Origin of the sequence: Nocardioides halotolerans DSM 19273, from assembly GCF_000422805.1 — a bacterium.
In the GTDB taxonomy this organism is placed as follows: Bacteria; Actinomycetota; Actinomycetes; order Propionibacteriales; family Nocardioidaceae; genus Nocardioides; species Nocardioides halotolerans.
In genome coordinates this window covers 498,773-517,591 of sequence record NZ_KE383923.1, presented here as the reverse complement: position 1 = coordinate 517,591, position 18,819 = coordinate 498,773, and the positions used below count along the sequence as shown (strand labels likewise).

Here is an 18,819-nt window from a genome sequence, read left to right as displayed (position 1 = left end):
CAACCCCCTGGTGGCCAGGGACGGCGTGAGGGCAGCCGCTGCTCAGGCGGGTGGCGGCATCGGCAGGCAGAGCTCGTTGCCCTCGGGGTCGGCGAGCACGACCCAGGCGATGTGCGGACCCTGGGTGCCGCTGCCGACCTCGGTCGCGCCGAGGGCCACCAGCCGGTCGCGCTCGGCCGGGCTGGGCTCGGCGGTGCTGCGCAGGTCGAGGTGGAGGCGGTTCTTGACCGTCTTGGGCTCCGGCACCTTCTGGAACAGGATGCGGGGCGCCCGGTCGCTGCCGTCGGGGTGGTTGATCGCCGCGCCGACGGCCCAGACGAGGTTGCCGCGGTGGTGGGTGGTCTGCTCGGCGGTGGCGAACCCCTGGTCGACCATCGACTGGATGAAGTCGGGGTCCTGCGGCTCCACCTGCCACCCGAGGGCCTCGGCCCACCAGTCGGCGAGCGGGTGGGGGTCGGCGCAGTCGACGACGACCTGGACGGTGTAGGGCTGTGTCTCGGTCATCCCGACAGCCTGCCGGAGGCCACCGACAGCCGGTGCCAGGTAAGCACCAGATATCGATTAGCCCCTGTCGGCGGCCGGTCCTAACATCGTTGATGATGACAACTCCCGAGGCCGCCGACCCGCCTGCGGGGATCCATTCGCTGTGGCGCCTCCGGGGATACCTCCGCCCGCACGTCGCCGCGCTGTCGATCATGGCCGCCGCCGCGGTCGCCGCCGTCGGGCTCACGATCACCATCCCGCTGGTGACCAAGGCGATCATCGACGGCCCGATCACCGACCGCGACCTCGGCGCGCTGCTCCCGCTCGGGCTGCTCGCCCTCGGGCTGGGGGTGCTCGAGGCCTTCCTGATCTGGGTCCGGCGCTGGGTGCAGTCCAACGCCGTCCTGGGCCTGGAGACCGAGATCCGGCACGACCTCTACGAGCGGCTCCAGGAGCTGCCGATGAGCTTCCACACCAGGTGGGAGTCCGGCCAGCTGCTCTCGCGCGCGACCCAGGACCTGTCGTCGATCCGCCGGTTCGCCGGCTTCGGGCTGCTGTTCCTGGTGCTCAACATCCTCCAGGTCACCGTCGTCACCGGCGTGCTGCTGCACCTCTACTGGCCGCTCGGGCTGGTGGTCGCGGCGACCACGGTGCCCGTGGTCTGGCTCTCGATGCGCTTCGAGAAGGCCTACGTCGTCGTCTCCCGGCGGGTCCAGGACGAGCAGGGCGACCTGGCCACCCGCGCCGAGGAAGGTGCGGTCGGCATCCGCGTCATCAAGTCGTTCGGCCGCTCCGAGCACGTCTCGGAGCAGTACGAAGCCGCGGCGCGCACGCTCTACGCCACCTCGATGGACAAGGTCCGGCTCTCGGCCCGGTTCTTCACCTTCCTCGAGGTCATCCCCAACTGTGCGGTGGTGATCGTGCTGCTCTCCGGCGCGATCGGCGTCGGCAAGGGGCTGCTCACGCCCGGCGAGCTCGTCGCGTTCATCACGCTGCTGCTCTCGCTGGTGTGGCCGGTCGCCTCGCTCGGGGTGATCCTGGCGATGGCCCAGGAGGCGATGACGTCGAGCGCCCGCATCCTCGAGATCTTCGACATCGAGCCCGACATCGTCGGCGGCACCCAGACCATCGCCGAGCCCCGCGGGCACCTGCGCTTCGAGGGCGTCGAGTTCGCGTTCCCCGACAGCGACGAGCCGGTCCTGCGCGGGGTCGACCTCGAGATCCGGCCCGGCGAGACCGTCGCGCTGGTCGGGGCCACCGGCTCCGGCAAGACCGTGCTGACCGCCCTGGTCCCGCGGCTCTTCGACGTCACCGGCGGCCGGGTCACCATCGACGGCGTCGACGTCCGCGAGCTCGACCTCGGCCACCTGCGCTCGCTCGTCGCGACGGCGTTCGAGGAGCCGACGCTGTTCTCGATGAGTGCCCGCGAGAACCTCACGCTCGGCCGCGCCGACGCGACCGACGCCGAGGTCGAGCAGGCCCTCGACGTCGCCCAGGCCGACTTCGTCCACGACCTGCCGTGGGGCCTCGACACGAGGGTCGGCGAGCAGGGGCTCTCGCTCTCCGGCGGCCAGCGGCAGCGGCTCGCGCTGGCCCGCGCCGTTCTCGCGCAGCCGAAGATCCTCGTGCTCGACGACACCCTCTCCGCCCTCGACGTCCACACCGAGAAGCTCGTCGAGGAGGCGCTGCAGAGGGTGCTGGCCGACACGACCGGGCTGATCGTCGCCCACCGCGCCTCGACGGTGCTCCTGGCCGACCGGGTCGCGCTGCTCCAGGACGGCCGGATCACCCACGTCGGCGACCACCGCGAGCTGCTGGCCACCGTGCCCGCCTACCGCGACCTGCTCGGCTCCGACGCCGACCTGCCCGTCCTCGAGGACGAGGTGCCCGCGTGACGACCGAGACACCGGAGATCCCACCGGAGACACCACCGGAGGTCCCGGTCGACGAGACCACCTCCTGGCGCGGGCTCGCCGAGGTCGACGCCGACGAGGCCGCCGAGCGAATGACCGCCGGCACGCTCGGCGGGGGCTCCAAGCGGCTGCTCCGCGAGCTGCTGGCGCCCTACAAGCGGGCGATCCAGGTGCTGATCGGCATCGTGGTGCTCGAGAACGCCGCGCGGCTCGCGATCCCCTACCTCGTCAAGGAGGGCATCGACACCGGCATCCCGCCGATCCGGGAGCACGACGACCTCGAGCCGCTGCTCGTGATCGTCGGCATCGTGCTGGTCGCCACGATTACCCAGGCCCTGGCGCGGCAGCTGTTCCTCGTGCGGTCGGGCCAGATCGGCCAGGACATCCTCTTCGAGATCCGGCGCCGGGTGTTCCGCCACTTCCAGGCGCTCAGCCCGGCCTTCCACGACGGCTACACCTCCGGGCGGGTGATCTCGCGGCAGACGTCCGACGTCGACGCGATCTACGAGATGCTCGAGACCGGCTTCGACGGGCTGGTCACCGCCGCGCTGACCCTGGTCGGCACCGCCGGGCTGCTGCTGTTCCTCGACGTCAAGCTCGGGCTCGTGGCGCTGACGTGCGGGCCGTTCCTCGCCTGGCTCACGATGTGGTTCCGCCGCGAGTCCGCGAAGTCCTACAAGGTCACCCGCGAGAAGGTCGCGCTGGTCATCGTCCACTTCGTCGAGTCGATGGGCGGCATCCGCGCGGTGCAGGCGTTCCGCCGCGAGCCGCGCAACCAGGAGATCTTCGACGACGTCAACGACCAGTACCGCCGCGCCAACCTCGTCGCGTTCCGCCTCGTCGCGTGGTTCATGCCCGGCATCCGGCTGATCGGCAATGTCACGATCGGCGTCGTGCTGCTCTACGGCGGCTACCGCGCCTACCACGGCGACGTCACCGTCGGCGTGCTCGCGGCGTTCCTGCTCTACCTGCGGCAGTTCTTCGAGCCGATGATGGAGATCTCGCAGTTCTACAACACCTTCCAGTCGGCCTCGGCCGCTCTCGACAAGCTCGCCGGCGTGCTCGACGAGGAGCCCTCCGTGCCCGAGCCGACCGATCCGGTCGAGCTGAGCGGGGGCGTGGGCGGTGAGCTGCGCTTCGACCACGTGGCCTTCGAGTACGTCGCCGGCCGCCCCGTGCTGCCCGACCTCGACCTCACGGTCCCCGCCGGGCAGACCCTCGCGCTGGTCGGCACGACGGGCGCCGGCAAGACCACGCTCGCCAAGCTGGCCACCCGCTTCTACGACCCCACCGCGGGACGGGTCCTGCTCGACGGCACCGACCTGCGCGACCTGCGCACCGACGACCTGCGCGACGCCGTCGTGATGGTCACCCAGGAGAACTACCTGTTCTCCGGCACCATCGCCGACAACATCCGCTTCGGGCGCCCCGACGCGACCTTCGACGAGGTCGTCGCGGCCACCACGGCGCTCGGCGCGCACGACTTCATCAGCGCGATGCCCGACGGCTACGACACCGACGTCGCCAACTCCGGCGGCAGGCTCTCCGCGGGCCAGCGGCAGCTCGTGGCGTTCGCCCGCGCGTTCCTCGCCGACCCCGCCGTGCTCATCCTCGACGAGGCGACGTCCTCGCTCGACGTACCCTCCGAGCGGCTCGTCCAGCAGGCCCTCCGCACCGTCCTCGCCGGCCGGACCGCCGTGATCATCGCCCACCGCCTCTCCACGGTCGAGATCGCCGACCGGGTGCTCGTCATGGAGCACGGCCGGATCGTCGAGGACGGCGCCCCCGCCGACCTGGTCGCCGGTGGCGGCGGCCGCTACTCCGAGCTGCACGAGGCGTGGCTCGAGTCGCTGGCGTGACCGCCGTCGTGGGCCGGCGGCACCGGCTGGTTGGATCGGGCGCATGACCGCTCGGGCGATCGAGGTCGTCGACCTCACCATGACCTATGGCCAGCTGAGGGCCGTCGACGGCGTCAGCCTCGAGGTCGGCGAGGGCGAGTTCGTCGGCATCCTCGGCCCCAACGGCGCCGGCAAGACCACCACCCTCGAGACCATCGAGGGGCTGCGCCGTCCCGACTCCGGCACGGTCACCGTGCTCGGCCTGCCGGTCTGGCCCCGCAACTCCGCGCTGCTGCCGCGCATCGGCGTCCAGCTCCAGGCCTCGTCGTTCTTCGAGCGGCTCACGGCCCGTGAGCAGATCCACACCTTCGCCGCGCTCTACGGCGTCGGCGCGGCCGCCGCCGACACGTGGCTCGAGCGCGTCGGGCTCGAGGACAAGGCCGACACCCGCGTCGAGGACCTCTCCGGCGGCCAGGCCCAGCGGCTCTCGATCGCATCTGCGCTCGTCCACGACCCCGACGTGGTCTTCCTCGACGAGCCGACCGCCGCGCTCGACCCGCAGGCACGGCGCAACCTCTGGGACCTCCTGTCGGGGCTCAACGACTCCGGCCGCACCGTCGTGCTCACGACGCACTACATGGACGAGGCCGAGGTGCTCTGCGACCGGGTGGCGATCATGGACCACGGCCGGATCCTGCAGTTCGACTCGCCCGCCGCCCTGATCCGCGGGCTCGACGCCCCCGCCCGCATCACCGTCGCACCCGGCCAGCTGACCCACGACGAGGGCCGCGCGCTCAACGGCGTGGACGACGTCGTCGAGGGGCCCGAGGGCGTCGTGCTCACCACCCGGCAGCCGGCCGTCGTGGTCTCGCAGCTCGCCGACGCCGACCACCTCGACGGCGTCCGCGTGCAGACCGGCACCCTCGAAGACGTCTTCCTCGACCTCACCGGCAGGGAGTACCGCGCATGAGGACGACAGGTGCGTTCAAGGCGCTGTCGCTGGCCATCGTGAAGGGGTTCGTGCGCGACAAGACCTCGGTGTTCTTCGCGGTCGTCTTCCCGCTGATGTTCCTGGTGCTCTTCGGCGGGCTGTTCGCCGACCAGAGCACCTCGAAGGTCGAGCTCGTCCAGGTCGGCGACGTCGCGCTGCTCGACGACCTGCCGAAGGGTGCCGACGAGGCGTTCACCGACACCTTCGACGTCGAGCACTCCGACGACCTCGACGCGGCGATCGAGAAGGTCCGCAAGGGCGACGCCGACGTCGCGGTGGAGATGCGCGGCGACACGCTGGTGGCCCACTACACGCAGACCGACCAGGTGAAGGCCGCGGTGACCCAGGGGGCGCTCCGGGCCTTCGTCGACGGCACCAACGTCGCCCTGCTGTCGCAGGAGGCGGGCAGCCCGCCGGCCTACGACCTCGAGGCCGAGAAGGTCGAGGACGACTCCCTCCGGACCATCCAGTACTACACGCCGGGCCTGCTCGGCTGGGCCGTCGCGATGAGTGCGGCGTTCGGTGCCGCCGCGACGATCCAGGGCTGGCGGCAGTCCAAGCTGATCCGGCGGCTCCAGCTGGCGCCGGTCTCGACCCGGACCGTCGTGGCCGCCCGGATCTCGGTGACCATCGGCATCGCGCTGGTCCAGCTGGCGATCTTCGTGGGCCTGGCCGCCGCGGCGTTCGGCCTCACGCTGACCGGGTCGTGGTGGATGTCGGTGCCGTTGCTCGTCGTCGGCACGCTCTGCTTCATGGCGATCGGGCTCCTCGCCGGCGCGATCACCAAGACCACGGAGGGCGCCGTCAACGCCGCGAACTTCATGGTGCTGCCCATGTCGTTCCTGTCCGGCTCGTTCTTCCCCCTCGACGCGTCGCCGGCCTGGCTGCGGGCGTTCTCGAACCTCCTGCCGCTCAAGCACCTCAACGACGCGATGCTCGACGTGATGGTCCGTGGCGAAGGCCCCTCGGCCGCGGTGGTCCCGATCCTCATCCTGCTCGGCTTCGCGGTGGTGGTGACCGCCGTGGCCGCGCGGCTGTTTCGCTGGGAGACCACCTGACGCGTGGGTTCAGGTCGTGGCCCAGGACCGCAGCTTCTCCGGGTTGCGGACCGCCCAGATGCGGGTGATCCGCCCGCCCTGCACGTCGAAGGCGAGGACCGTCACGATCACGTCCTCGTCGCGCATCACCAGGCCGGGCTGACCGTTGACGACCACCTCGTGGAGCGTGCGACCGGAGGCGATCGTCTGGAACGACACGAGCCGGCGCGCGATCTCCTCGCCGCCCACCACGGGCGCAGGCAGCGCCTGCACCACGCCACCGCCGTCGGCGACCGTGACGGCGTCGGGGTCCAGCAGGGCCACGAGGGCCTCGATGTCCTGGGCGGCCCACGCGTCCTTGAAGTCCCGCACGACCTCGGCCCGCTCCGCGATGGACGGCGCCGGCGCGTCGGACGAGGCGAGGTGTCGGCGTGCCCGCGAGGCCAGCTGCCGGCAGGCCGCGGGGGAGCGTCCGACGACCTCGGCCACCTCGTCGAAGGAGTAGTGGAAGACGTCGTGGAGGATGAACGACACCCTCTCGGCCGGCGTCATCGACTCGAGCACGACGAGGAAGGCCATGCTGATCGACTCGTCGAGCGTGACCCGGTCGGCCGGGTCGACCGAGGTGTCGCCCCATCGGCCGTTCGCCCACTCGGCGCCGCCCGGCACCGGCTCCGGCACCCACTCGCCGACGTACGCCTCCCGCCTGACCCGCGCCGAGCCGAGCACGTCGAGGCAGATCCGGCTGGCGACCTTGGTGAGCCACGCCCCCGGCTTCTCGATGGCCTCGCGCTGCTCCGGGGTCTGGGCGTACCAGCGCGCGTAGGTCTCCTGCACGACGTCCTCCGCGTCGGCCACCGACCCGAGCAGGCGGTAGGCCACCCCGATCAGCTGGCTGCGCTCGCTCATCACCACCTGCAGGCTCGGGTCGTGCGACACGTCTCCGGGCTGGGCTGGGGTGGTCACGGCAGGGCTCCCTTCGAGGGCGACTCTCTCACCAGCCCGACGACACACGCACCCGGGTTGTGACCGCGCGACCCCCGCCGCATTGCCAGACTGGAGCGGTGACCCACCGCTGGACCGCCCAGGAGCTGCTCGACCTCGTGCTCGACGCCGGCTCCTTCGAGTCGTGGGACGAGCCGATCGACATCTCCGACGCGCCGCCGGACTACCGCGCCGCGCTCGAGGCGGCCCGCGCGAAGGCCGGCACCGACGAGTCGGTGCTCACCGGCCGCGGCCTGGTGCATGGCCGGCCGGTGGCCGTGGTCGCGAACGAGTTCCGGTTCCTGGCCGGGTCGATCGGGTTGGCGGCGGCGCGCCGCATCACCAGCGCCGTACGCCGCGCGACCGCCGAGCGACTGCCGGTGCTGGCCACGACGGCCAGCGGCGGGACCCGCATGCAGGAGGGCACGCCGGCGTTCGTGCAGATGGTCGAGATCTCCCGGGCGGTGATGGAGCACCGCGCCGCCGGGCTGCCCTACCTCGTCTACCTCCGGCACCCGACGACCGGCGGCGTCTACGCGTCGTGGGGCTCGCTCGCGCACGTGACCGTGGGCGAGCCGGGGGCCCTGATCGGGTTCCTCGGGCCCAAGGTGTTCGAGGCCCTCAACGGCAGGCCGTTCCCCGACGGGGTCCAGGTGGCGGAGAACCTCTCCCACCACGGCGTCATCGACGGCATCGCCACCGCCGAGGAGCTGCCGGGCCTGGTCGACGCGGTGCTCGGCATCCTCGTCGACCCGCCCTCCGAGCCACGGCTGCCGCGACGGACCGGCGAGCTCGACCCTGACCGGGACGCGTGGGCGTCGGTGGAGGAGACCCGCGGCGAGGAGCGGATCGGAGTCCGCGACGTCCTCCGGCACGGCACCGACGTCGTGCTGCCGCTGTCGGGCACCGAGAAGGGCGAGCGCGACAGCACGGTGCTGGTCGTCATGGCCAGGCTCGACGGCGAGCCGTGCCTGGTGGTGGGCCAGGACCGCAGCCGGCAGGGGCCGGCCACCCCGATGGGCCCGGGCGCGCTGCGCACCGCCCGGCGGGCGATGCGGCTGGCGAACGAGATGCGGCTGCCGCTGGTCACCGTGATCGACACCCCCGGCGCCGAGCTCTCCCAACGTGCCGAGGAGGGCGCGATCGCCGGCGAGATCGCGCGTTGCCTCGCGAGCCTCGCCACGATGACCGTGCCGACCGTCTCGGTCGTGCTCGGCCAGGGCTGCGGTGGCGGGGCCCTGGCCCTGCTGCCCGCCCAGCGGGTGATCGTCGCGGAGAAGGCGTGGCTGATGCCGCTCCCGCCCGAGGGTGCCAGTGTGATCGTGCACGGCGACGCCGACCACGCCGCCGAGCAGGCGCGCACCATGCGGATCCGCGCCGTCGACCTGCTCGCGCACGGTACGGCGCACCACGTCGTCCCCGAGCCCGACGGCGACACGGGGGAGGCGCTGGCCGTGGCCGTGGCGGCCGAGATCGGCGCCGCGATCCGCCTCAGCCGGTCCTGACCGCTCGCCGCGTTTTCACCCAATCCGCGGAGCGGCACCGGCGGCTGGTCCTACCCTCGCCGTGTGACGGAGGCACAGCACGTCGGCCAGGTCGAGGGGTGGCACGAGGACCCCTACGGCCGCCACGAGCTGCGCTTCTTCGACGGGCACCGCTGGACGCCGTACGTCCGCGACGGGGAGCAGAACGGCCTCGACGAGCCCGGCGGCGCCGAGGGATCGGCCACCCGCAGCGCGCTGCTCGACGCCGACCTCCTCGTGGTCGAGCGGTTCACCGACCTCGGCCGACGCTGGTCGGACCGCTCGGTGCTCCGGCCCGACGGCACGAAGGCCGGGACCCTGCGCCGCGCGGCGCCGTCGGTGCCGCGCTCGGCCGCCGGGCTGAAGGCGATCGTGGCCCGCGATCACGGCAAGAACGACGTCGTGGAGCTCGTCGACGACATTCAGGCCGTGGTGCTGACCCTGATCCGGCCGGTCGGCGTCCCGAAGAGCTGGGTCGAGGTGCGCGACCACGACGGACGCGACGCCGGCCGGATCGTGCAGCAGAGCCTGCGCCGCAACGAGACGACCTACGCCTTCCTCGGACCCAACGGGCACTTCCTCGGCGACCTCCAGAGCGACAACTGGGTGGCCTGGGACCTCCGGATCATGGACAGCCACGCGCGGCAGGTGGCCACGATCAACCGCGACTGGACCGGCCTCGACCAGACGAGCTTCGACACGCCCGACAACTACGTCGTGCGCATCAGCGAGAGCGTGCACGAGCCGCTGCGCACCCTCGTCGTGGCGTGCGCGCTCAGCCTCGAGATCGTGGTCCGCCCCGGGATCTGACGAGGTCAGCTGGCCTTGCGGGCCGCGGCCTTCTTCGTGGTGGTCTTCTTCGCCGCGGCCTTCTTGGCGGTGGTCTTCTTCGCCGCCGCCTTCTTGGTCGTGGTCTTCTTGGTGGTCGTCTTCTTCGCGGTCGACTTCTTGGCGGGCTTCTCGTCCGCCTCGCCTGCGTCGCCTGTGTCGTCGGTGTCGTCGACGTCGCCGAAGATCGCCGAGCCCGTCTCGCCGCGGCCCTTCTTGGCGGCGTCGACCGAGCGCTGCAGGGCCGCGAGCAGGTCGACCACCTCGCCGGAGCTCTTGGTCGAGGTGGGGGTGCGCTTGATCTCGCCGCCCTCGATCTTGGCCTTGACGAGGGTCTCGACCGCGCCGGCGTAGTCGTCCTCGAACTCGCTCGGGTCGAAGTCGCCGGCCAGCGTCTCGACCAGCATGTGCGCCATCTTGACCTCGGCGTCCTTGACCTCGCCGGTCTCGACGGAGAAGTCGGGGGTGCGGACCTCGTCGGGCCACATCATCGTCTGGAGCACGATCACGTCGTCCTTGACCCGCAGCACGGCGATCGTCGTGCGCTGGCGCAGCGCGACCGTCACGACCGCCATCCGGTCGGCGTCGAGCAGGGCCTGGCGCAGCAGCCCGTAGGGCTTGGAGCCGGACTTCTCCGGCTCGAGGTAGTAGGACTTCTCGAACAGCATCGGGTCGATCTGCTCGGTGGGCACGAACTTCTCGACCGCGATCTCGCGCGATGACGTCGAGGGCAGCTGCTCCATGTCCTCGTCGGTGAGGATGACCATCTCGCCGTCCTCGGTCTCGTAGCCCTTGGCGATGTCGGCGTACGCGACCTCCTCGCCGTCGATCGAGCAGACCCGCTGGTACTTGATCCGGCCGCCGTCCTTGGCGTGCACCTGTCGGAACGAGACGTCGTGCGACTCGGTCGCGGCGTACAGCTTCACTGGCACGCTGACCAGCCCGAAGGACACCGCGCCCTTCCAGATCGCCCGCATCCGTCACTCCTCCTGTGTGCGCGAACCCTGCTCCAACCGAGACCGTGACCAGTGTGACCGGTGTGACGCCGAGAATCCATCGGTCACCCGATCGGCGAGGATGGGGCCATGCGCCCCATGCTCGCGACGACCGGTACCCATGTGCCGACCGATGCCGGCTGGTCGCACGAGGTGAAGTGGGACGGCGTGCGCGTCCTCGCCGACACCACCAGGGGCGGCACCACGCGGCTGCTGAGCCGCAACGAGAACCCCGTCACCGTCGCCTGGCCCGAGCTCAACCGCAGCCCGCTGGGCGACCGCGACCTGCTCGTCGACGGCGAGGTGATCGCGCTCAACGACCGCGGGCTGCCCGACTTCCGGGTGCTCCAGGACCGGATGCACGTGCGCAACGCCGCCAGCGCGGCCCGCCTCGCCGACCGGCTCCCGGCGACCTACATGGTCTTCGACGTGATGCGGGTCGACGGCAAGGACGTGACCGACCAGCCGCTGGGGGAGCGCCGCAGGATCCTCCGCGGCCTCGGCCTCGAGCACTCCACCTGGCAGGTCCCCGACGCCTACGACGACGGCCCGATGCTGTTCGACGCGACGCTCCAGCAGGGGCTCGAGGGGATCGTCAGCAAGAGGAGCACCTCGCGCTACGTCTTCGGCGAGCGCAGCCGCAGCTGGCTGAAGTTCGCGCACCGGCACCGGCGCTCCTACGTCGTGGGTGGCTGGCGCCCGCAGGAGGGCACCAGCGACCGGTTGGCCGCCCTGCTCGTCGGTGAGCTCACCGGGGAGGGCCTCGTCTACCGCGGCCGGGTCGGCAGCGGCATCGGCGCGGTCGCGAGCCGCTCGCTGACCGAGCTCGTCGCCCCGATCGGGCGTGCCGACAGCCCCTTCGACGACGAGGTGCCGGCCGTCGACGCGCGGGGCACGTTCTGGGTCGAGCCGGTGCTCGTCGTCGACGTCGAGACCCACGGGGTCGGCTACACCCGGCTGCGCCAGCCGTCCTACCGCGGCGTGCGTCCCGACCTCGCGCCCAGTGACGTCCGGAGCGACGCGTGATCGCCGAGCTCGTCGTCGCCGCCGCGCTCGCGGCCGGCCCCGGCGCGTCCGTCACCCTCGACGGGGTCAAGATCCACCTGCGCGAGGGCACCACGCAGGTCGTCACCGTCAACCACACCGACGGCCACCACGCCCGGGTGACGTTCTGGAAGCTCGCCGGCAGCGGCTGGAGGGCCAGGTTCGGCGCCGAGGACGGGCGGATCGGCTACGGCGGCCTGGTGCGAGGCACCCGGCGCGAGCAGGGCACCGGCACCACGCCGCTCGGCACCTACGCGCTCCCGTGGGCGTTCGGCACCGGCGCCGCCGACGAGCGGTGGCGGCTGCGCTACCGCCACGTCGAGCCCGGCGACTTCTGGGTGCAGGACAACGCGTCTCCCCACTACAACCGCTACCGCAACCAGGCCGAGGGCGGCTTCCGCTGGTGGCTGCCGGCCAGCGACCCCGACGCCTCCGAGCGGCTCACCGACTTCGGTCGCCAGTACCGCATCTCGGTCGTCACCGACTTCAACGTCGCCCAGGTGCGGCACCGCGGCGCCGGCATCTTCCTTCACGTCAACGGCGCGGGGGCCACCGCCGGCTGCGTGAGCGCGCCCGGCGTGTTCATGGACAAGCTGATGCGCGCCCTGGACCCGGGCCGGGTCCCCGTCATCGCGGTGGGGCGCTGATGGCGAGGCGCGAGCAGCACGACAAGGCAGAGGTCTACGTCGACGTCGAGGGCCGCACGCTGAAGATCAGCAGCCTCGACAAGGTCCTCTACCCCCGCACCGGCACCACCAAGGGCGAGGTGCTGAGCTACTACGCCCAGATCGCGCCGGTCATGCTGCCGCACCTCAAGGACCGCGCCGTCACGCGCATCCGCTGGCCGCACGGTGTCGAGGACATGAGCTTCTTCGAGAAGAACACGCCCGCGGGCACCCCGTCGTGGGTGCACACCGTGACCGTCCCGACCACCGGCTCGCGCACGGCTTCGAAGGAGGAGGGCACGCTCACCTTCCCGATCGTCGACGACCTGGCCACCCTGACCTGGCTGGTCAACCTGGCCGCGCTCGAGCTGCACGTGCACCAGTGGACCGTCGGCCGCAACGGCAGGCCCCGCAATGCCGACCGGCTGGTGATCGACCTCGACCCGGGCGAGCCGGCCGGGCTGCACGAGTGCTGCCAGGTCGCCCTGCTCGTCTCCGAGGCGCTCGAGGAGCGCGGGCTGGTGCCCAAGCCCGTCACCAGCGGCAGCAAGGGGCTGCACCTCTACGCCGACCTGCCGAAGCCGCTGCCGACGGACCAGAGCACCGCGCTGGCCAAGACCGTCGCCGAGGAGCTCGAGAAGGCCCATCCCACGCTCGTGACGGCGACGATGACCAAGGCGCGCCGCTCGGGGAAGGTCTTCCTCGACTGGTCGCAGAACTCCGGCTCGAAGACGACGATCTCGCCGTACTCGCTGCGCGGCAAGGACAAGCCGTACGTCGCCGCGCCGCTGGGGTGGGACGAGGTCGAGGCGGGCGCCGAGGACCCCGACGCGCTCGAGCAGCTGAGGTACGACCAGGTCCTGGCGCGGGTCGAGGAGTACGGCGACCTGTTTGCCTGAGCAGCCGCGACCGCGCGTCGAGACCACCGCAGGGCGGGCTCGGAGCCGAGCGGGCGCAGCTGTTACCCAACCTTGGTGGTGGTGTGGACCAGTCGTGGACCCGAGGGGACACAGTCCACCTAGTTTGGCGATCACGGGCCGCTCGGGACGGCCCGTCCTGCAGGGGGGTCTGTCTTGGAGATCGCGCCCGTTCCGCACCGGTCGTCCCACGGCGACCAACGGCGGCTCGCGCTCGGACTGCTGGTGCTCGCACCCGTGGTCCTGCTCGTGCTGCTGCCCGCCGTGCTCGGGCTGGAGCGCACCGTCGTGTCCGACCGGTCGATGGACGGCTCGCTCGCGCGGGGGTCGGTCGTGTTCGTCCGCGAGGTGCCGGCCGCGGACCTGGAGGTCGGCGACGTCATCAGCCTCCGCCCGCCGCGCGGTGCCGCCGACGACCGGGTGAGCCGCCGCATCGTGGCCGTTCGCGACGGCGTCGCCACGACCGAGGCAGACCGCACGGCCGACCGATGGGACGTCGAGCTGACCAGTGCGACGTACGCCCGGGTCTGGCTCGGCGTGCCCTACATCGGCTACCCGTTCCTGATGGGCGGGGGCTGGATGCTGCTCGTCGGAGCCGCGCTCGTGGCGCTCGTCCTCGCCGTCACGGCGGGGCGGCGGACCCCGCAGCCGGCGGTCGCGCGGACCCGCACCCGGATACCGGTCGCGTAGGACGAGGGCCGCGCACCGGCGGCGATCGGTGCGTTGAGCCACGCGCACCGGCTGTCTAGTCCTATCATCGCGGCATGCCGCAGAGAGTCCTCGTCGTCGAGGACGAGGAGGACATCGCGTTCCCGCTGGTCCGCACCCTGGAGCGCGAGGGTTACGACGTGCACTGGGTCGACTCCGGCCAGAAGGCGCTCGACGACGTCCAGGCGCGGCACGCCGACGTCGTCATCCTCGACCTGGGGCTGCCCGACATGGACGGGCTGGAGGTCTGTCGCAAGGCCCGTGACGGCGGCTACGACGGCGCGATCATGATCGTCACCGCCCGCGCCGGCGAGCTCGACCGCGTGGTCGGCCTCGACTACGGCGCCGACGACTACATGGCCAAGCCGTTCGGGCTGGCCGAGCTCCAGGCGCGGGTCCGCGCGCTCCTGCGGCGCACCAACAACGCCGCGACCGCCGCCGAGAGCGGCACCGAGGGCGGCCTGCGCATCGACGTGGCCGCGCGCCGCGTGTTCTCCGGCGACGACGAGGTGCCGCTGACCGGCAAGGAGTTCGAGGTCCTCAACGTCCTGGTCGCCAACAAGGACAAGGTCGTCTCGCGCACCCGCCTGATGGCCGACGTGTGGGACGAGAACTGGTACGGCTCCACCAAGACGCTCGACGTCACCATCGGCCGGCTGCGCCAGAAGCTCGAGAGCGTGGGGGTCCAGGAGAAGGTCGTCGCCGTGCGCGGGGTCGGGTTCCGCCTCGAGGGCAGCCCGTCCGACTGAGCTCGGACCGCCGGGGAGGTGAGGGGTGCGGGCGCGGCTGACGGCATCGTTCGTCGTCCTCAGCGTCGTGCTGGTCGTCGGCGCGCTGTGGGTCCGGGGCTACACGGAGTACTCCGAGCAGCGCACCCACGAGAGCCGTGAGCTGCGCGGCGAGGCCATTGCCGTCGCTCTCCTGATCGACCAGCGCGAGCAGCTCGGCCGGCCGGTGGACCGCGCGTACCTCTCCGGGCTCGTCGACACCTCCGACCGGCTGCAGTACGACCCCGTCGACGACGAGCCGATCGTCGTCGAGGGCAAGGCGTACGACGAGGACCGTCCCGACGACGCGATCCGGGCCACCGTCGACGCCGCGGGCGGCACGGTGACGCTGACGCAGGCCGGTGAGGTGCTCGGCAGCCTCACCTCCCGCGACAAGGGGTCGCTGGGCTTCCTCGTGGTCCTCGTGGCGCTGCTGGCGGCGCTGGTGGGTTACGTCATGGCACTGCTGCTCTCGGGGCCGTTCCGGCAGCTCGCCGGGGCCGCCGGGCAGCTGGGTCGCGGCCGGTTCGACCTCGACCTGCCCCGCACCCGGATCCCCGAGGCGAAGGCGATCAGCCAGGCGCTGCTCACCTCCGCCGGGCAGCTCCAGGAACGGCTGGCCTCCGAGCAGGCGTTCGCCGAGCATGCGTCGCACGTGCTGCGCACGCCCCTGACCGGGCTGCGGCTCGAGCTCGAGGAGTTCGCCGAGCGCGACGACGTACCCCCCGACGCGCGGCAGGCCGCCACGCGCTCGATCGGCCGGATCGAGGCCATCGACTCGGTCACCGGCGACCTGGTCGCGCTCGCCCGTCGTGGGGCCCTGGTGGCCGGCGCCGAGATCCCGCTGCGCGACCTGGCGACCCAGGCCGCGCAGGCCTGGGCCGACGCGCTCGGCGAGCAGGACCGCCAGCTCACCGCCGCGGTCGAGGGCGAGATCGAGACGACGTACACCCCCGGGCCGGTCGAGCACATCCTCGACCTGCTGCTGGCCGACGTGCTCAGGCGCGGGCAGGGCGCGGTCCGGATGGTCTTCGACGCCGACCCCGAGGGCCACCTCTCGATCGAGATCTCGAGCGGCGGCGTCCGGCCGGTCACCGGGCCCAACGTGCACATCCCCCTCACCCAGGCGCGGGCGGTGATCACCGCCCTGGGCGGCCGGCTCTCGGGCGAGACTCCCGAGCACCTCTCGGTCCTGCTGCCGAGGCGCTAGGACATGGCCTAGCGATCCGCAGCGGGGAGCGGTGGCGGCACCGGGCTGGGGCGGTAGCGGCCGGCGTTCACGTGCGGTCGGGTGCCGTCGAGGTCGTCGATGCCGTAGCGCTCGGCCAGCTCGCCGACGTCGACGACCTGACCGGTGAGGCTCATCGCCTCGGGGTCGGCGGCGAGGGCCGCCATCACGCGCGCCGCGTAGTGGGGCGTCTCGGTCTGCCCGGCCAGCTCGTCGGCGGTGTGGTGGGTCAGCATCAGCTCGGTGCGCATCCAGCCCGGCGCCACCGCGATGACCGGGATGCCCTTGTCCTGGAGGTGGTGGCCGAGGGCGTAGACGAGCCGGTTCTTGGCCGCCTTGCTCGACTCGTAGGGGAGCCACGCCGGTGGCTCCGGGGTGTGCCACGTGGTGGTCAGCACGATGCCGCTGCGTGCCGGGCCCATCGCGAGCCTGAGCGTGAGCAGGGTCGTGACGTAGTCGGAGTAGGCACCGCCGAGCAGCATCGCCCGGAACTGCTCCAGCGACTCGTCCCAGACCTCCCCGCCGGGCACGTCCTCGTGGTGGTCGTGGCCGCCCCACGCGTTGTTGACCAGGACGTCGACCCGCCCGTGCCGGTCGAGCACGTCGCGCAGCAGCGCCTCGACCTGGGCCGGCTCGGTGTGGTCGCAGCGGTGCCACTCGCCGTCCCCGCCGGCCCTGCGGACGGCGTCGAGCGTGCCCTCCAGGGTGAGGTCGTCGACGGCGGTCTGTGTCGCGTGGCCCCGCGTGCTGCGGGCGGTGCACACGACGTACGCCCCCGCGGCGGCGAGCTCGACGGCCGTCGCCCGCCCGAGCCCGCGCGACGCGCCGGTGACGAGCGCGACCCGTCCTGCCAGTGACCGGTCGTCCATGCACCCAGCCTGCCTCGCCGAAGGGAGGGTGGGCTTGACCGAACTTGCTCCCCGGTGACGCTCGCCCGAAGGGGTGAGGTGCCTCCCCAATCGAGGCGATGATCCGCCTCGGCCGAGAACCGTCCGGGCCTCCTGCCTACGGTGTCGGGACGCCCTCGGGGACGGCTCTGGCCAGTGCATCCGAGGGGGAGATCATGGTTCGACGAGGGTTCTCGGCAGCGTTCGTGCTCGGGGTCGCGTGCGTCCTCGGCGTCGGTGTGTCACCGTCGTTCGCCTCGGGCGCTCCGCCCGTGGCGGAGGACGGCTCGATGTTCGTCTCCGTCGACGAGCCGGCGTCCGTCTTCCTCGACGCCTTCGACGACGAGGGCGACCCCCTGACCTTCGCCGTCGTGTCAGGACCCACACACGGAGCCCTCAGCGGGGACTGCTCCGACGGCGAGTGCACCTACACCCCGGGCGCCGGGTACGTGGGTTCCGACTCCTTCACGTGGAGGGCGAACGACGGCACGTCGAACTCGAACGTCGCGACGATGTCGATCGAGGTCGCTGACCCGAATGCTCTCGAGGCCTATGACACCGAGGCGACCCTGGAGGACGGTGCCGCGGCCGACATCGAGCTCTCCGGCTACGACCCCGGCGGCCACGACCTCGCCTTCCAGGTCGTCGACGCTCCCGCCCACGGCACGCTGAGCACCATCAGCACGCCTGCGTGCGAGACGGGTTTCTGCACCGCCACCGTGACCTACACCTCGACGCAGACCGCCTCGACGGACTCCTTCACCTATCGCGTGCACAACGCGACCCGGCAGAGTGCCCCGGCCACCGTGAGCCTCACCATCACCCCGTCGACCGGCGCCCACATCACCTCGGCGGGGCCGCTCACCAGCATCGGCATCTCGTCGGTGCTCAACTGCTCGGTCCGGCACACCGGCGACTTCTCCGGCGAGTTCTACGGCGACACCGCCTGCGGCACCTTCGTCGCGCTCGGCGGCACCGTCTACGGCCCGGCGTCCGTGCCGGCCGGTGGCGTGGGCCAGACGGCGTACACCCCGGTCAGCCAGACCAAGAGCGGCGCCGGCACCGCCGGCAACCCCTTCGAGATCCACACGGTCGTCACGCTCGTCCCGGGCGTCAACCTCGACCAGGTCGACAGCTACGTCGTCGGCCAGGAGTCCTACCGCACCTCGTCCACCCTCGTGAACACCACCGGGTCCGCGATCAGCGCGGTGATCTACAAGGCCGCCGACTGCTACCTGCAGGACAGCGACAGCGGCTACGGCCGCTACGACGCCGCCACCGGCGCCATCGCGTGCGTCGGTGTGGGCGAGGACGGGCCGAGCAGCAGGATCGAGCAGTTCTTCCCGCTCTCGGCAGGCAGCTCCTACTACGAGTCCGGATACAGCGCGGTCTGGAGCGCCGTCGGCACCGGCACGCCGCTGCCCAACCTCTGCCAGCAGTGCAGCAACGCGGTCGACAACGGCGCCGGGCTCAGCTGGAGCGTGAGCGTGCCGGCCGGTGGCTCGGTCTCCCGCGCCCACCTGACGACGTTCTCCCCGCTCGGCATCAGCCCGCTCAGCACCACCAAGACCGCCGACAGCGCCTCGGCCGTGGGCGGCCATGCCGACGGCTACACGATCACCGTCACGAACCCGAACTCCACCGCGGCCACCCTGACCAGCATCACCGACGACCTGCCGGCGGGGTTCAGCTACACGGCCGGGTCCACGACCGGCGTCACCAGCGCCAACCCGACCGTGGCCGGGCAGAAGCTCACCTGGTCCGGATCGTTCACCGTGCCAGCGTCGGGTCAGGTCACGCTGCACTTCGGTGTGCGCGTCACGACCACGGCGGGGACCTACCACAACAACGCGGGCGGGACGGCCGTCGACCTCGTCGTGGTGCCGACCGGTGACACGGCACCGGTGACCGTGACCGCGAACCACCCGCCGGTGGCAGGGGCCGACACGATCACCACCGCCCAGGACACGCCGTCGGCGGTCACGAACGTCCTGGCGAACGACACCGATGC

General features: G+C 72.0%; 17 protein-coding genes. 13 read left to right on the top strand and 4 right to left on the bottom strand.

Annotated elements, in window-relative coordinates:
- Positions 1-42 precede the first annotated feature (42 nt).
- Positions 43-504 carry a VOC family protein gene (locus G514_RS0117325; RefSeq protein ID WP_028652786.1) on the bottom strand — a complete coding sequence of 154 codons (462 nt, stop codon included), beginning with the start codon at positions 502-504 and terminating at the stop codon, positions 43-45.
- Between the two features lie 95 nt (positions 505-599).
- On the opposite strand from G514_RS0117325, the gene G514_RS0117320 reads away from it, so the two are divergent.
- Genes G514_RS0117320 through G514_RS0117305 form a run of 4 tightly spaced genes read left to right on the top strand, consistent with a single transcriptional unit; the run spans position 600 to position 6,283 of the window.
- Positions 600-2,378 carry an ABC transporter ATP-binding protein gene (locus G514_RS0117320; RefSeq protein ID WP_028652785.1) on the top strand — a complete coding sequence of 593 codons (1,779 nt, stop codon included), beginning with the start codon at positions 600-602 and terminating at the stop codon, positions 2,376-2,378.
- Positions 2,375-4,255 carry an ABC transporter ATP-binding protein gene (locus G514_RS0117315; protein ID WP_028652784.1) on the top strand — a complete coding sequence of 627 codons (1,881 nt, stop codon included), beginning with the start codon at positions 2,375-2,377 and terminating at the stop codon, positions 4,253-4,255. The genes G514_RS0117320 and G514_RS0117315 overlap by 4 nt, the downstream gene beginning before the upstream one ends.
- Before the next feature lie 43 nt (positions 4,256-4,298).
- The gene (locus tag G514_RS0117310) at positions 4,299-5,204 is read left to right on the top strand and encodes an ABC transporter ATP-binding protein (protein WP_028652783.1); all 906 of its coding nucleotides are present in this window, start codon (positions 4,299-4,301) and stop codon (positions 5,202-5,204) included.
- Complete coding sequence (locus G514_RS0117305; protein ID WP_028652782.1) at positions 5,201-6,283, top strand: ABC transporter permease; 1,083 nt, start codon at positions 5,201-5,203, stop codon at positions 6,281-6,283. The genes G514_RS0117310 and G514_RS0117305 overlap by 4 nt, the downstream gene beginning before the upstream one ends.
- A 9-nt stretch (positions 6,284-6,292) precedes the next feature.
- On the opposite strand, the gene sigJ is transcribed toward G514_RS0117305, so the two are convergent.
- Positions 6,293-7,228, bottom strand: coding sequence for an RNA polymerase sigma factor SigJ (gene sigJ, locus G514_RS0117300; protein WP_028652781.1), 936 nt, complete (start codon positions 7,226-7,228; stop codon positions 6,293-6,295).
- 98 nt (positions 7,229-7,326) lie between these two features.
- Between sigJ and G514_RS0117295 the strand changes: the two genes are divergently transcribed.
- Both G514_RS0117295 and G514_RS0117290 read left to right on the top strand, forming a co-directional pair.
- Positions 7,327-8,751 carry a carboxyl transferase domain-containing protein gene (locus G514_RS0117295; RefSeq protein ID WP_028652780.1) on the top strand — a complete coding sequence of 475 codons (1,425 nt, stop codon included), beginning with the start codon at positions 7,327-7,329 and terminating at the stop codon, positions 8,749-8,751.
- Positions 8,752-8,814: 63 nt separating this feature from the next.
- On the top strand, positions 8,815-9,579 hold the full coding sequence (locus tag G514_RS0117290; RefSeq protein ID WP_028652779.1) for a phospholipid scramblase-related protein: 765 nt from the start codon (positions 8,815-8,817) through the stop codon (positions 9,577-9,579).
- A gap of 5 nt (positions 9,580-9,584) precedes the next feature.
- Here G514_RS0117290 and ku read toward each other — a convergent pair whose 3' ends face one another.
- A complete protein-coding gene (gene ku / locus G514_RS0117285) occupies positions 9,585-10,574 on the bottom strand; it encodes a non-homologous end joining protein Ku (protein ID WP_028652778.1) in 990 nt (329 codons plus the stop codon).
- 108 nt (positions 10,575-10,682) lie between these two features.
- On the opposite strand from ku, the gene ligD (G514_RS0117280) reads away from it, so the two are divergent.
- From ligD (G514_RS0117280) to G514_RS0117255, 6 genes are all read left to right on the top strand, one after another.
- Positions 10,683-11,618, top strand: coding sequence for a non-homologous end-joining DNA ligase (gene ligD / locus G514_RS0117280; RefSeq protein ID WP_036565102.1), 936 nt, complete (start codon positions 10,683-10,685; stop codon positions 11,616-11,618).
- Positions 11,615-12,283, top strand: coding sequence for a L,D-transpeptidase family protein (locus G514_RS0117275; protein WP_028652776.1), 669 nt, complete (start codon positions 11,615-11,617; stop codon positions 12,281-12,283). Before ligD (G514_RS0117280) ends, G514_RS0117275 begins: the two co-directional genes overlap by 4 nt.
- Positions 12,283-13,200 (top strand): non-homologous end-joining DNA ligase, encoded by a 918-nt coding sequence (gene ligD / locus G514_RS0117270; protein ID WP_036565099.1) that lies wholly within the window; start codon positions 12,283-12,285, stop codon positions 13,198-13,200. The genes G514_RS0117275 and ligD (G514_RS0117270) overlap by 1 nt, the downstream gene beginning before the upstream one ends.
- Positions 13,201-13,374: 174 nt before the next feature.
- Positions 13,375-13,908: a S24/S26 family peptidase gene (locus G514_RS29425; protein WP_028652774.1), complete on the top strand. Its 534-nt coding sequence runs from the start codon at positions 13,375-13,377 to the stop codon at positions 13,906-13,908.
- 74 nt (positions 13,909-13,982) lie between these two features.
- The gene (locus G514_RS0117260; protein ID WP_028652773.1) at positions 13,983-14,675 is read left to right on the top strand and encodes a response regulator transcription factor; all 693 of its coding nucleotides are present in this window, start codon (positions 13,983-13,985) and stop codon (positions 14,673-14,675) included.
- A 25-nt stretch (positions 14,676-14,700) separates the two neighbouring features.
- Complete coding sequence (locus G514_RS0117255; RefSeq protein WP_028652772.1) at positions 14,701-15,903, top strand: histidine kinase dimerization/phospho-acceptor domain-containing protein; 1,203 nt, start codon at positions 14,701-14,703, stop codon at positions 15,901-15,903.
- Between the two features lie 8 nt (positions 15,904-15,911).
- On the opposite strand, the gene G514_RS27420 is transcribed toward G514_RS0117255, so the two are convergent.
- Positions 15,912-16,790, bottom strand: a complete 879-nt coding sequence (locus G514_RS27420; protein WP_051247622.1) for an SDR family NAD(P)-dependent oxidoreductase — start codon at positions 16,788-16,790, stop codon at positions 15,912-15,914.
- Between the two features lie 194 nt (positions 16,791-16,984).
- Between G514_RS27420 and G514_RS30750 the strand changes: the two genes are divergently transcribed.
- Positions 16,985-18,819 (top strand): Ig-like domain-containing protein (locus G514_RS30750; protein ID WP_169576481.1); only part of this gene is annotated, 1,835 nt, incomplete at its 3' end.